12 protein-coding genes and 1 riboswitch are annotated in these 13,442 nt (G+C 44.5%); of the genes, 2 read left to right on the top strand and 10 right to left on the bottom strand.

Annotated features, from left to right (window positions below; translation table 11 throughout):
- Positions 1-63: 63 nt before the first annotated feature.
- From CYL18_RS01185 to CYL18_RS01170, 5 genes are all read right to left on the bottom strand, one after another.
- Positions 64-657: a DUF1836 domain-containing protein gene (locus CYL18_RS01185; RefSeq protein WP_104847639.1), complete on the bottom strand. Its 594-nt coding sequence runs from the start codon at positions 655-657 to the stop codon at positions 64-66.
- Positions 658-994: 337 nt separating this feature from the next.
- Positions 995-1,159: a hypothetical protein gene (locus CYL18_RS19340; RefSeq protein ID WP_201741222.1), complete on the bottom strand. Its 165-nt coding sequence runs from the start codon at positions 1,157-1,159 to the stop codon at positions 995-997.
- A 66-nt stretch (positions 1,160-1,225) separates the two neighbouring features.
- Positions 1,226-2,236, bottom strand: a complete 1,011-nt coding sequence (locus CYL18_RS01180; protein ID WP_104847638.1) for an NAD-dependent epimerase/dehydratase family protein — start codon at positions 2,234-2,236, stop codon at positions 1,226-1,228.
- 223 nt (positions 2,237-2,459) lie between these two features.
- Positions 2,460-4,478 (bottom strand): Na+/H+ antiporter, encoded by a 2,019-nt coding sequence (locus tag CYL18_RS01175; protein ID WP_104847637.1) that lies wholly within the window; start codon positions 4,476-4,478, stop codon positions 2,460-2,462.
- A 188-nt stretch (positions 4,479-4,666) separates the two neighbouring features.
- Positions 4,667-6,112 (bottom strand): DEAD/DEAH box helicase, encoded by a 1,446-nt coding sequence (locus CYL18_RS01170; RefSeq protein ID WP_104847636.1) that lies wholly within the window; start codon positions 6,110-6,112, stop codon positions 4,667-4,669.
- Positions 6,113-6,384: 272 nt separating this feature from the next.
- Between CYL18_RS01170 and CYL18_RS01165 the strand changes: the two genes are divergently transcribed.
- Entirely contained in the window at positions 6,385-7,197 is an 813-nt protein-coding gene (locus CYL18_RS01165; RefSeq protein WP_236636241.1) for an MBL fold metallo-hydrolase, read from the top strand.
- 37 nt (positions 7,198-7,234) lie between these two features.
- On the opposite strand, the gene CYL18_RS01160 is transcribed toward CYL18_RS01165, so the two are convergent.
- Complete coding sequence (locus CYL18_RS01160) at positions 7,235-7,876, bottom strand: LysE family translocator (RefSeq protein WP_104847634.1); 642 nt, start codon at positions 7,874-7,876, stop codon at positions 7,235-7,237.
- A 259-nt stretch (positions 7,877-8,135) separates the two neighbouring features.
- Here CYL18_RS01160 and CYL18_RS01155 point away from each other — a divergent pair, with 259 nt between their 5' ends.
- Positions 8,136-8,447, top strand: a complete 312-nt coding sequence (locus CYL18_RS01155; protein WP_104847633.1) for a YbjQ family protein — start codon at positions 8,136-8,138, stop codon at positions 8,445-8,447.
- A 213-nt stretch (positions 8,448-8,660) separates the two neighbouring features.
- Here CYL18_RS01155 and CYL18_RS01150 read toward each other — a convergent pair whose 3' ends face one another.
- The 4 genes from CYL18_RS01150 to gcvT form a co-directional block, all read right to left on the bottom strand.
- The gene (locus CYL18_RS01150; protein WP_104847632.1) at positions 8,661-9,023 is read right to left on the bottom strand and encodes a helix-turn-helix domain-containing protein; all 363 of its coding nucleotides are present in this window, start codon (positions 9,021-9,023) and stop codon (positions 8,661-8,663) included.
- A gap of 122 nt (positions 9,024-9,145) precedes the next feature.
- The gene (gene gcvPB / locus CYL18_RS01145) at positions 9,146-10,615 is read right to left on the bottom strand and encodes an aminomethyl-transferring glycine dehydrogenase subunit GcvPB (RefSeq protein ID WP_104847631.1); all 1,470 of its coding nucleotides are present in this window, start codon (positions 10,613-10,615) and stop codon (positions 9,146-9,148) included.
- Positions 10,608-11,954, bottom strand: coding sequence for an aminomethyl-transferring glycine dehydrogenase subunit GcvPA (gcvPA, locus tag CYL18_RS01140; RefSeq protein ID WP_104847630.1), 1,347 nt, complete (start codon positions 11,952-11,954; stop codon positions 10,608-10,610). Before gcvPA ends, gcvPB begins: the two co-directional genes overlap by 8 nt.
- A complete protein-coding gene (gene gcvT / locus CYL18_RS01135) occupies positions 11,951-13,069 on the bottom strand; it encodes a glycine cleavage system aminomethyltransferase GcvT (RefSeq protein ID WP_104847629.1) in 1,119 nt (372 codons plus the stop codon). The genes gcvPA and gcvT overlap by 4 nt, the downstream gene beginning before the upstream one ends.
- Before the next feature lie 178 nt (positions 13,070-13,247).
- A riboswitch (glycine riboswitch) is annotated at positions 13,248-13,339 on the bottom strand.
- Between the last annotated feature and the right edge of the window lie 103 nt (positions 13,340-13,442).

The following is a 13,442-nucleotide window of genomic DNA, read 5'->3' as shown; positions in this document are numbered from 1 at the left end:
AGGCATCAACTCTTCGTCCAAAGACCAACAACCCCTTTGTTCAGATGTCTGAAAAAGGGGTTTTTATTTTTCCTTGCCTGTTCGGCTGCTCTCGATCTTTGCAGCCAGACTTTCGGCCGCACGCTTATACAATTGGCTCATATGGGCTAGGGAGGCTACAGCCAAAAGTTCCTCATAGTATTCGGCATCCTCCTCATCCCGTTGAAAAGCTCCTAGCGACTCCGTAAGTTCGTTCATGCTCGCTTCAACACTTTCTGTAAAAATCCCGGCATTCTTGTCAGCTTGCTTTAGGAATGTCTCATACAGCCAGTCAATAGACAGGTCATCCTTTATAATCCTCTCATTGAGCGGGTCAAGAATCCCCTTAATTTCATTAATGGAAAGGCTGCCCTTCAACTGATAAATAAGACTAAGCAAAATCAGGTGCCTTTTTGTGTATTTTTTATTCTTAATCGGGAAAAACACCTTTGCCTTCGCATAATTATTAATCATCGTCTTGGTAAGAATCTTTTCTCCCTCTGCTCGCCTCGTCTCTTTAAAGTTATTCTCAAATAGCTGAATAACTTGATCCATATATAAGTCAATATCCGGTATCTCTTGCAGGCTCAGATTTTCATTCAATCCGATGTTCTCCATAAAATCGTATTTACTATTCATAAAAATCCCTCATATCCTCAAGTTACATCCTATTATACGTGTTTCCTTAATGAAGGTAAACAATCGACACATTGCCTAACAGTAGTATATAGGTATTAAAATTATGTCATTTTCAGTATAGAATTCTATATTCCAGCATCCTGGTTTCTGGCTTTTGCTTTTTTTCATGCAAATTCCTGCTCCGGATTTTCCTTTATGAAACCACTCCCGTTGAATCCTTGATTTCCTTTTCGAATAACACAAAAAAACACCCCGCAAATCACCCGGGAGTGTTTCTTTTATCAGCGGAAGCTTGAGGGCGTTCTGTGAACTACTAAATGCATAGAATGCTTTCTATTTAACCTTTCTGTTCTTCCTTCACGGATAGAATGTTGATTTCAGCTCCAAATTCAAGGCGAATTCTTTTTCTCGCTTCTGCTGAGGTCCGTGCCGTGATTGGCCAAGTTCGCTTTAATCCTTGCTCTTCCACTTGCACGAGGAAACATTTTGCCCCACATCTCATGCACTATCCCTCCCAATCAAGTTCTGCTCTCTATTATAGGAGAGATTAGGACTAATTGAGAATTAATTAGACTGCCGTCATATCAATTACGCTTGTTTTGCCTTCGAGAATTTCCATCGAAAGGCGTACGGATTCTCCGATGGCATGATCAATATCATCCTCTTTAACTCCTAATTGATTCACGATAATCTCCTTATCGATAAACAGATTGCTCGTAAACACTTTCGCAAATTCGAAAGTATCCAATCCGCTCTCTTTCCCCTTTTGGCGCTCCTCGGCTCCCTTCGCTTGCATTGCGCTTATATAAGCTTCTTTAGGTATGACGATAATCCTCTTATCCTCACGGTTCATATATTTATGCATGATGCTGAGCATTTCTGACCATTGCATATTATAGTAACCAACAGGATAATTGCCACTTACCCCGTTTCGAATAGCACCAGCGATCGCCTGTCCGACTTGCCGGATGGTCACCATAGCTGTTCCGCCTTCCGGATATTGAGTTGCATCCTTCATATTTCTGATCTGTTCAACAAGGAATACCCACACTGGCTTTCTTCCTGCTTGGCTGCCGAATACATAAGGGATTTCAAGCACGGATACATTCATATCATCATCAGCAAAGGATAAGGCCATCTCCGCTTGGTCAACCCGGCTCCTTATGTATGGGTGATGTTTATATAAATTAAGCTCAGGCATGGCCCGATTAGCCCAGCTGAAATAGGAGCCGAGGATAACCGCATGCTTGACCCCGCATTCTTTTGCAATAGTTAAGAAACGCTCTAGCGGGTCGATATTGTATTTCTTAAAAAATTCATAGACAGGAGAGGTTGCCGGAATACGTTCATCCACGCCAGCTGCAAAGACAAACCCATCACACCCTTCCAGGCTTTGACGAATCTCATCATCTGTCATCTCTAAGTAGTTGCCGAAATCGATGTCCATTCCATCCGGCAATATGCTTCCCTTTGGAATAGGCGGCAAAGATAAGGTAGAAACCTTATGGCCATCCTTGATTAACGCTTTTGCTCCTTCTGAACCTAATAAACCCGTTCCGCCAATCATGAAAATTTTCATCTGCCTAGCACCCCTTCACTTTCCTTTTATATCCTCATATTACCACCTAAACTAAAGAGTTCATCTGGTCGGATATGTTATTTTTGTGAAATATTTCACAAAAATAACTTTCACACATAAAGAGGAACTAACCAGAAGAGGGATGAACAAAAAGAGAATAGTTAGAGCATTTTTTTGCCCAACTATCCTCTTCCAATTAATTAATATCAATAAAATCTTCTGTTTATTCTTCTGTTTCTTGCAGGAGGAGACTTTCTACATCATTGATAAAACGACGTAATTTCTTGGCAGTCTCCCGGTTAATCTGACCTTCCTCATACATCCCTTGAATGGTAGACCGTTCAACCTCCAATGCCTTAAAACGGAGCTCCTCTTTCTGCTCATCAAGCTTCATTCTCGTCCTCATATTATCCGTTCGGGTGTCTTTCCACCTTTCAATAAAGCGTTCATACTCCCCAATGACTATTTTGATGCTTTCTGTGTCCCCGCTCTCCGCCCTTATTCCGGCAAGCTTTTCTATAGCCGCATTAGCCGCTTTTATTTGCAGCTCCTGCATTTGGGCATACTGATTATGCTCGTTAGCCGTAACCCTATCCGTATAACCGGATTTCCTCTTTATCTGCCCTAATAAAAAAGTCACCTTAGATAATAGACTATGGGCCAGCACTTCCTCGCGGAAATCAAGCGACTTCAAAATCCGGTTGATAATATCCTGACTCACCTCGCCTTGGTTTACGCATTCACGCAAATATTTACGCTCTGCCCTCAATCCAAGGAGACGATATTCCATCAATTCTTCCTCCATCTCCCTGATTCGCTTATCTTCCTTGTTATCATATCGGATTTGCTCAATCAGCCGTTTATATTCACTAATCAATTCAAATGCCGCATCCTGATTATCCTTTGTCGTTTCTTCTTCAATCCTCTCAACCGCTGCCCGTAAGAGCCTAATCTTATATCGTTCAAATGAGGGAGTATCAGAAGACATCGTGGATTCACTCTTGCTAAACATTGGCAGCAGAATTGCAGCCGCCAGTAAGGTCAACAGAATTACCCCTCCAGCAAGCATGATGGTCAAGGATCGCTCAGGAAATAAGTCGCCTGAAGCTACGAAATATGGAAGTGATAGTACACCCGCCATCGTGATGGCTCCCCTTACCCCTGTCAAGCCTGTTAAGACACTGACCTTAAGACTCGGCTTTGCTGATCCTTCCTTAGAAAGAATATATTCAAGCCCCATATAGCAATATGTCCAAATCATCCTTATCACCATGATGACAAATCCTATTGACAATATATAGCCGATAATGAGCCAATTGCTGATTGCCGGATTTTCCACTGTCTCCTTCATCGCAGAAGGAATGCTTAAACCAAGCAAAAGGAACACGACTCCATTCAAGACAAATAGGATAATGGACCACATATGCTCTGTCACCACTTGCTCATCGGCATTGCGGATTCCTGCCCTTTCCTTAATGCTCGAATGGATGATACCAGCAGCCACAACCGCTATCACACCGGATGCATGCAGGAAAGCCTCAGCCGCATAGTAAATGATAAAGGGTGTTACAAGCTGAAGAAGAGAATAGAAGGTTACGTCTACAATTCCTTGTCTTCGCAAAGACTTGCGCAAGCCAACGAGCAATAAGCCGACGATAATCCCAGAGACGGCACCAACTGTTACAACATACAGGAAATCAAGGGCTGCCTCATTTAAAGAAAAATACCCCGTAACGACTGCCGCCACCGCGTAGTTGAATGCAATCAGTCCTGAGGCATCATTAATTAGTGACTCTCCTCTGACAAGCCTCAATATAATTGGAGGCAAATAAATTCTTTCAGCAATGCCATTTACAGCTACCGGGTCAGTCGGAGAGAGAATAGCCGCAAGCGCAAAAGCCGCCGCAAGCGGGATCGAAGGAATAAGCCAATGAATGAAATACCCCCCGATGATGGTTGTAAGAAATACAAGAATGAACGCATTTGCCAAGATAGGCCACCTCATCTTCCAAAGTTCATCCCTTGGAAAGCGACGTCCATCATTAAATAGAAGCGGTGCAACAAATAAGAGTAAAAACCATTCCGTATCCAGTTCGAATGATATCTCCTCCACAAAAACGGCAAACAAAATTCCGAGCGCGATCTGCGTCAATGCGGTCGGAATCATCGGCAAATAATGACTTACAATATTTGAGACTAATAAAAGCACTAACAGAACAATAATCGATAATAATAAATCCATGTTTTTTTACCCTCAATCTATAACAACTCATTTCTTTAGCTTGCCACACACCACCTTTTACCATTCCTTTTTTTCCCTTCCAACAAACCATTTCCAGGCAATCATTTACAGCTGGTCAGGAAAATCCATTATCCAAAAAAAGAGCCCTGATGACTCTTGGTTAAGCAAGAATCTTCAGGGCTGACACCTTATCGTTCAAAAGCTTCATATACTTTAAGCTTTTTTCCTTTTACCGTTTTCTTCTTCATGGCGCTTAGGACATACGGCCCTTTCCCGTTCAAAATTTCAACAAATGTTGCCTGGTCTTCAATGGTGATGATGCCAATATCATCGGCTGTTACGCCATCGATTTTGGCAATCGTCCCTACAAAATCAACTGCACGAAGCTTCTTTTTCTTCCCGCCATTAAAGAAAAGCTTCATAATATCCTTGTTCAATTCCGCTCCCTTGTCTTCCTTCCATTCCGTTTGGAACATCTTGCGTTCAAACGACTCACGTGCCGCCGCCACAGCCGCCTCTGCCGGCGGTTCTAGCATCATAATCGTAACATCTGCATAACTTTGCGTTTCAACAAGGAGCTCCAACTCATGCGAGGAAATGAAGGATATCGCCTTGCCGCTTTTCCCTGCACGGCCCGTTCTTCCAGCTCGATGCACATACGCTTCCTTCTCAAGCGGAAAATCAAAATTGATTACATGGGATACCTCATCAATATCGATTCCGCGCGCTGCCACATCGGTTGCCACTAAATAGCGGAACTCTCCTCTCCTAAATTGGTTCATAACGTCGAAGCGGTCCTCCTGATACATGCCTCCATGAATCTTTCCGCAGGAATAATCCCAATCCGCCAATTGATCAAACAGACGGTCGACCTTCTCCTGTGTGCGGCAAAAAATAATGCAGCTGTCAGGCCCTTCCACTGTCGTCACATTTCTCAAAAGGGGCATCTTTTGCTCCTCCTCCGTGAGATAGCCTTCATGAATGATTCTTGGCTTCGTTACGGCCTTATCAGCAATTTGAATATATGAAGGATGATTTAAATAGGTTTCGCTCAATTGCTTTATATCCTCGCCATAAGTAGCTGAAAACAGCATGGTAACCCTTTTTTTCGGCAAGCTGTCAATAATTGCTTTTACTTGGTCGATAAAGCCCATATTAAGCATTTCATCCGCTTCATCAATGACCGCATACTGTATCTTGTCAACGGATAGTGTCCCTTTTTGGATATGGTCCAGCACTCTTCCCGGTGTACCCACAACGATATGGCATTTTTGGCTAAGCTCAAGCTTTTGCTTAGCAAAGGGCTGCTTCCCAAATATAGCTGCCGCCTTGATCCGTTTAAAGCGGCCAATATGGATAAGGTCCTCCTTCACCTGAGCTGCCAGTTCCCTTGTTGGAGTTAACACAAGCGCCTGAGGTTTATTCTCAAGCCAATCGGCATGCTGACAGAGCGGGATACCATAGGCAGCTGTCTTACCGCTTCCGGTGGAGGCTCTCACAACGACATCCTTATTTGAAAGCAAAAGGGGAATCACCTTCTGCTGAACCTCTGTCGGCTTTTCGTACCTCATGCTTTCTAATGCCCGCTCAATTGATTCTTCAAGCTGAAAATCTGTAAAACTGATGTTTTTCATTTTTCTTCCTCATTTTCATTTCTTATCTACCTTCTCAGTATCCGAGAACTTGTATGGTCTTATTATACCCGAAATTCGGCAAATTGCAGATGTGAGAGGCTTTAGGGAAAAGAACAAAGAGAAGTTTTATAGTAAGCCAGGTATCCTAGCTTGATGTCATTTATCTTATTTTCCTCATGAATGATTATTCATTCATATACTAGATTTATGATAAACTATTCTATATGTAAAAATATGGAGTTATTTCGAAGGGGGATTTCGAATTGTTTAAAGTGGAAACAAGCGTAAGAGAAAGCTATCACGCGGGGGTTGATTGTGGCTATGGGGTTATCACACTACCGGGGACAAAGATGAGCGTATATAGCTTCTACATAGACGGGCTCCTGATTGATACCGGTTCTCCGTTATTGCTTAACGATTACATCCCAATATTTATGAATAAACCCATTGATCAGGTCGTATTAACCCACTATCACGAAGACCATGCCGGCGGAGCCAAGTGGATTCAAGATCATCTCGGCAGCCCTATTTATATACATGAGTCAAGTGTTCAGACATGCAGGGAACCCTTTCATTATCCTGAATACCGCAAGCTTGCATGGGGTCAAACAGAATCCTTCCAGGCAAATCCGCTCCCGTCCTCCTTTTCTTCAAGGAATGAGACATGGGAAACCATTCACACACCAGGACACACAGAAGACCATGTCTCCTTTTACAATCATGACAGGAAAGCATTGTTCAGCGGAGACTTATATGTCCTGACACGCACAAAGGTCATTCTTGCGGAGGAAGATATTACACAAACGATGGCCTCCCTGAAAAAGTCGCTCGCTTATGATTTCGAGGCGGTTTATTGCAGCCATGCCGGCTACTTGCCAAATGGCCGCAAACGGCTGACAGATAAGCTTCATTATCTTGAGGAAGTGGAAGAGAAAGTCATCCGTCTGCATGAATCAGGTATGGAAGCTAAGTCCATCAATAAGGAGCTGTTCCCGAAGCAATATCCGATTACCATCGTCTCAGACGGAGAATGGGACTCCCATCATATCGTGACCTCCATTTTAAGAAAGCACCAGGCACTATGAGCCGGAACCCAACCAATGCGGTTCCTTCCCCTCATATTCAAAGGAAGGGAGCCATTAAAGCCATTAACCCTTGATAGCCAAAATAACCGCCAAATCCAAGCAATGACAGCCCCGAAATAATGGAGATGACTTTTAGGCTCCTGTCATTGAGGTAACGTCTAAAGCCTGTCGCAAGCATGGCAACAAAGACATCCCAACAGGTCAATCCAAGAAAAATCATAGAAGAATATAGAAGAATATCGACCGCCGCAGTGGCTGCAGCAGTCTTCGCAAGCACAGATCCATAAATGCCTATCCAGAACAGGATGGAAAGTGGGCTTGTAATAGACATAAGGAATCCGGTCCCAAAAGACTTCATCACAGACTCTTTCTGCCGGATATCGCTTAAAGTAATTGTCCCTGTCCTGGCTATCCCCTCCACTCCGGAATAGATCAGCACAAACCCGCCAAACAGCCAAAGAAAGATTTGTACAACCGGAATCTCGATGAAATGTACAAATCCAAGATAAACCATCAACATGAATATACCGTCAGCAAGCATCGAGCCGACTCCAACAAACCATGCGTGCCAGAATCCATTTTTTATGCCTTTATCAATCCGTGCAGAATTTACAGGCCCAATTGGCGCCGCCAAGGTAAGGCCTAAAAGGAAGTAACTGAATAAAATTTGTCCGCTCAAAGGATTCTTCACTCCAAGTCTTATGGCTTAGCTTGTACCAATTTATGAGTCAGGCCAGGAAACTATACCATGACTTTTATACTATTGAATCAAAAAGGACTCATTTAAAGAACAAAAGCTCTCTTATGAAGCAAATCTAAATTCGAAAAATGCTATCATTTAGGATGAAGCGTGCCAGCGATAGCCCATACTAAAAACAGGAAATGAAACAATCAGTCTAACAACGGCATAAAATTCAATGAATGAAGGAGATAAGGCAATGATAATCGTAACAACTGATACAATACCGGGAAAGACAATCGCCGAGACAAAGGGATTGGCTTCTGCCAGCATCGTCCAAAGCAGAAACATCGGAAAGGATATATTGTCTGGCTTGAAATCCATCGTTGGCGGAGAATTAGCCAGCTATACAGAGATGATTGAGGACAGTAAACGGGATGTGATCCGAAAGCTCGAGAACCAAGCCAAGGAAATGGGAGGCAATGCCATTATTGGATTCCGATTCTCTTACGCATCCGGACAAACGATTTCTGAATTAATTGGATATGGCACAGTCGTAGTTGTCCAATAATTAACATGGCTAAACCAAGCTTTTTCACGAGCAAGGGCAAAAATAGTAATGCAAATAATGAGCGAGATACCAAGCAGGAAATCGGATAGAAGCCCGGCAGTCAGCACCCTTCTGTTCCATGATCTGGGTCAGGATGTTTAGATTCCAAAAGAAAAAAAGACCTCCCACATAACTGGAAGGCGCTTAACTGTTTCAATTGACGATTGCCCAAACTCAATTAACATCAAACAGGCCTGATTTATATTTAAGCCAATCATCAATCTCACTTTTAATAAAAATTGTCTGATCCTCCAGTTGAACAAACGGAAGATGTTTCTCTAAATCACGGACTTCCCCGGAAGTCCTCTCCATCATATCCTCTTGCATAATTCCTTCAATCGTTTCTTCAGATACGGATAGATAATCAGCTAACTCTTCCATTGTCATAATAGCTTCATTGCTGGACGCTATAGCTGGCTTTTCAGCTGAATTCCTCTGGTCTATCCCTGTTTTAGATATTAAAATAGCTGAAGCAAAAATGGAAACAGCCAGAAGCAGAAAACCTGCTGCCACAAATAGCGAATAATTCTTTGTCATAGGTCACCCCCTTCGCCGCTAATATAAACTATATTCAAGAAACCGGTAAAAAGGATAAAAAACGCAGCAGAGGAGCTGCGTTTCTATGACTCTTATATCCGTGTTTTAATTCAAGAAATCGATTATCTATTAGATTGAAGCTGATACCGTAATACCGGCTTACGTGCTGCAAGTGCTTCATCAAGACGGCTGATAACCGTCGTATGCGGTGCTTCCTGTACAATTTCCGGCTGTTCCTGGGCTTCCTTTGCAATTTGAATCATGGCGTCGATAAAACCATCGAGTGTTTCTTTTGATTCGGTTTCTGTCGGCTCAATCATCATGCACTCCTCGACATTAAGCGGGAAGTAGATCGTTGGCGGATGATAGCCAAAATCAAGCAAACGCTTTGCGATATCCAGCGCACGCACACCAAGCTTTTTCTGTCTTCTGGCACTAAGGACGAATTCATGCTTGCAATGCTTATCATATGGGAGGTCATAATACTCAGCGAGCCTTCTCATCATATAATTGGCATTTAATACGGCATATTCCGTCACGGCCTTCAAGCCGTCAGGTCCCATGGAGCGAATATACGTATACGCCCTCACATTAATTCCGAAGTTTCCGTAATAAGGCTTCACGCGGCCGATGGATTGCGGACGATCATAATCAAGCTTGAATTCTTCGCCTTCCTTCACGACTAAAGGCTTCGGCAGGAATGGAATCAAATCCTTCTTCACGCCGACAGGACCAGAACCTGGACCGCCACCTCCATGTGGGCCTGTGAAGGTTTTATGCAGGTTAAGGTGGACGACGTCAAATCCCATATCCCCTGGACGAGCCTTTGACAGGACGGCATTTAAATTCGCCCCATCATAATAAAGCTTCCCGCCGACACCATGTATGATTTCAGCCATCTCTGTGATTTGTTCCTCAAACAACCCAAGCGTATTCGGGTTTGTCAGCATCAAGGCTGCCGTATCCGGGCCGACGACCTTCTTCAAGTCCTCAAGGTCTACCAAGCCGTCAGGGCCGGATTTCACCGTAACCGTCTGCAGACCGGCAACTGTCGCAGAGGCTGGATTCGTTCCATGGGCAGAATCCGGAACAATGACTTTCACACGGTCGAGGTCCCCATTCGCTTCATGGAAGGCGCGAATCATCATCAAACCGGTCCACTCACCATGGGCTCCTGCGGCCGGTTGGAGGGTTACCTCATCCATGCCGGTAATTTCCTTCAAATGCTGCTGCAGGTCATACATCAATTCAAGCGCTCCTTGCACCGTTCCAGCCTCCTGAAGCGGATGGACATGAGCAAATCCAGGGAAGCGGGCTACATTCTCATTGATTTTCGGATTATATTTCATCGTGCAGGAACCGAGCGGATAGAATCCGGAATCCACTCCATGGTTTCTGCGGGAGAGTGCAGTATAATGTCGCATAATATCGAGTTCAGATACCTCCGGGAGGTTCGGCTCTTCCTGGCGGATGAATTCCTCGGGCAGCAATTCAGAAAGGCTAGCCTCCGGGACATCCAATTCCGGCAGGGAATAACCAATCCGGCCTGGTTTTGTTAGTTCAAATATAAGTGGCTGATCCTGTTTATGCATGGAAATCCCCCAATTCTTTCGCAAATGTATCGATTTCTTCCCTCAAACGCTGCTCCGTCACTGCCACAAGCATATGACCCTTCAATTCAGGGTAATCTTTGCCAAGGTCATATCCGCCAATGATGCCTTTATCAAGCAGCATGCGATTGGCATCTGCGACAGAACCATTCAGCTTTAAGACAAATTCATTAAAGGAGGGCCCCTCAAAGGCAATTTCAAGTCCATTCGCTTTCAGCGCTTCCTTCGCGTAATACGCCTTCTGGATGTTTTGGGCAGCCATTTCCTTTACCCCTTGCTTGCCGAGCGCGGTCATCGCAACGGATGCAGCAAGAGCATTCAAAGCCTGGTTGGAGCAGATATTGGAGGTCGCCTTATCTCTTCTGATATGCTGTTCCCTTGCTTGAAGGGTAAGAACAAAGCCGCGCTTGCCCTCTTCATCGACGGTTTGGCCGACTAGACGTCCAGGTACCTTCCGCATCAATTTGGAGGTGACAGCAAAGTATCCGCAATGCGGTCCGCCAAAGGCTGCCGGGATGCCAAATGGCTGGGCATCACCAATCACGATATCGGCGCCAAATTTCCCGGGAGGCGTTAAAATGCCCAAAGAAAGCGGATTGCTTGAAACAATCATCATCGCCTTTTGTCCGTGAACCAGCTTCTCGACCTCGGCAAGGTTCTCGATACGGCCAAAGAAGTTTGGATACTGCACGATAAATCCAGCAGTGTCTCCATCCATCAGTTCAGCTAATTTCTCCAAGTCTGTCACGCCATCCTTACATGGCACCACTTCAAGGTCGATGTATTGCCCTTTTGCATAGGTTGCCAGAACGGCACGGGATTCTGGATGAACTGCCTCTGAAACTAGGAGTTTTTTGCGGCGAGTGGAGCCGGCAGCCAGCATCGCTGCCTCAGCAAGCGCCGTGCCTCCATCGTACATGGAGGAGTTCGCCACATCCATACCCGTTAATTCGCAAATCATCGTCTGAAATTCAAAGATGGCCTGCAATTCTCCTTGGGAAATCTCTGGCTGATAAGGTGTGTAGGCTGTATAAAATTCTGAACGGGAAATAACATGGTCGACAATGACCGGCATGTAATGATCATATACCCCAGCGCCAAGGAATGAGCTATAGCTTCTGAGGTCTGCGTTCTTCGCCGCTAAATCTGTCAATTCCTTTAATAGGGCTGATTCTGACTTCGCCGGCTTGATGTCATAATTCCCTTTGAATCGGACATCTGACGGGATATCAGAGAATAAGTCCTCAATTGAATCAACACCAATTGCTTGCAGCATTTCCTTTTGGTCTTCGGTTGTCATCGGTAAATAACGGTGATTCATTTCTGCACTCCTCCTGCTTGCGGACGTTTATAAAATGGGGTTTTGACTACTTTAGCCTTCAATTGCTTGCCTCGAATCTCAACGGTCACTTCCCCATCTATAACGGCATACTCACTCTTGATAAGTGCGAGCCCGACATTCTTCTTCAAGGTTGGGGATTGTGTGCCGGTTGTAACTTCTCCAATTTCCGCCCCATCGGCAAAGACAGGGTAGCCATGACGCGGAATACCGCGGTCAATCATCTCTAAGCCAACCAGCTTGCGAGGCGCTCCATTTTCCTTCTGGGCTTTTAGTGTTTCCCGGCCCATGAAGTCTCCTTTTTCCACTTTTACTGCAAAGCCAATGCCAGCTTCAATCGGAGTGATCTCACGAGAAAGCTCCTGCCCATAAAGAGGCAGCTTTGCCTCAAACCTTAGGGTATCACGCGCTCCAAGTCCGCATGGGACAAGTCCTACACGTTCTCCGGCTTGAAGCAATGCTTTCCACAGATTTACCGCATTCTCACTAGCACAATATAACTCAAAGCCATCCTCGCCTGTATAGCCGGTCCTTGAGATAAGCGCGCTTATACCAGCAACCTCCACATTTTCGTAAAAGCTGAAGAAACCAAGACTAGATAAGTCTGCATTCGGTACAAGGGGCTGCAGCACTTCCTCAGCAAATGGACCCTGCAAAGCAAGTAAAGCTACTTTTTCGGATATATCCTTCAGCTCTGCCTCTTCTGTTAAATGAGATTGAAGCCATTCGAAGTCCTTCTCGATGTTCGAAGCATTCACGACAAGGAGGTAATCATCCTCGTCCCTTTTATAAATAATCAAATCGTCAACCGTTCCGCCATCCTCATAGCACAAAGCTGTGTACTGGGCTTTCCCCGCTTTCAATTTGCTTACATCATTGGTGACCATTTTTTGAAGAAATGGCAGTGAACCAGTGCCTTTAACCGTAAATTCTCCCATATGAGAGACATCAAAAAGTCCTGCCTTAGTCCTTACTGCCTCATGCTCATGCTTGATTCCTGAGAACTGCACTGGCAGCTCCCAGCCGCCAAAGTCAATCGTCTTTCCTCCATATTCGCCATATACAGAAATCAGCGGCGTTTGCTTTAAATTCTCCATCCTCTACCTCCCAATGATTTTGCATCATTCCATCCCAATTGCATAAAAAAAGGGCAGAAGCCATCCCTAGTTTTTAGGAAATGGTCTCTGTCCTGATACCTGAAAGTTTACCGCAATTAAGCTTGCGTTTCCCCTTCGGTGGCTTTATCCAAATAGGATAAAACACTCTCCAGAGTTGCGTCCAGCAAGAGTTCCTTGTACCTGAGAGATTCACGATTCCTTCGCTTGCTCCTTCGGCGCCGCTCGAGCGGTCTCTCCCCTTGCCTTCATTCGCTTATATTTTTATGTAATTAGTTCATACTAAACATCATGCAAAGGGATTGGACTATTTTCAAAATAATCTAACAAGATAGTTATATCCTATCATCAACAG

Origin of the sequence: Pradoshia eiseniae (genome assembly GCF_002946355.1) — a bacterium.
In the GTDB taxonomy this organism is placed as follows: Bacteria; Bacillota; Bacilli; order Bacillales; family Pradoshiaceae; genus Pradoshia; species Pradoshia eiseniae.
The sequence above is the reverse complement of the archived record's forward strand: the minus strand, read 5'-3'. Positions and strand labels throughout refer to the sequence as shown.

What these genes read in the sequence shown, in the direction of transcription:
- CYL18_RS01185 (WP_104847639.1), bottom strand. Translation starts at nt 657, where the DNA reads ATGAATAGTAAATACGATTTTATGGAGAACATCGGATTGAATGAAAAT.
- CYL18_RS19340 (WP_201741222.1), bottom strand. Translation starts at nt 1,159, where the DNA reads ATGAGATGTGGGGCAAAATGTTTCCTCGTGCAAGTGGAAGAGCAAGGA.
- CYL18_RS01180 (WP_104847638.1), bottom strand. Translation starts at nt 2,236, where the DNA reads ATGAAAATTTTCATGATTGGCGGAACGGGTTTATTAGGTTCAGAAGGA.
- CYL18_RS01175 (WP_104847637.1), bottom strand. Translation starts at nt 4,478, where the DNA reads ATGGATTTATTATTATCGATTATTGTTCTGTTAGTGCTTTTATTAGTC.
- CYL18_RS01170 (WP_104847636.1), bottom strand. Translation starts at nt 6,112, where the DNA reads ATGAAAAACATCAGTTTTACAGATTTTCAGCTTGAAGAATCAATTGAG.
- CYL18_RS01155 (WP_104847633.1), top strand. Translation starts at nt 8,136, where the DNA reads ATGATAATCGTAACAACTGATACAATACCGGGAAAGACAATCGCCGAG.
- CYL18_RS01150 (WP_104847632.1), bottom strand. Translation starts at nt 9,023, where the DNA reads ATGACAAAGAATTATTCGCTATTTGTGGCAGCAGGTTTTCTGCTTCTG.
- gcvPB (WP_104847631.1), bottom strand. Translation starts at nt 10,615, where the DNA reads ATGCATAAACAGGATCAGCCACTTATATTTGAACTAACAAAACCAGGC.
- gcvPA (WP_104847630.1), bottom strand. Translation starts at nt 11,954, where the DNA reads ATGAATCACCGTTATTTACCGATGACAACCGAAGACCAAAAGGAAATG.
- gcvT (WP_104847629.1), bottom strand. Translation starts at nt 13,069, where the DNA reads ATGGAGAATTTAAAGCAAACGCCGCTGATTTCTGTATATGGCGAATAT.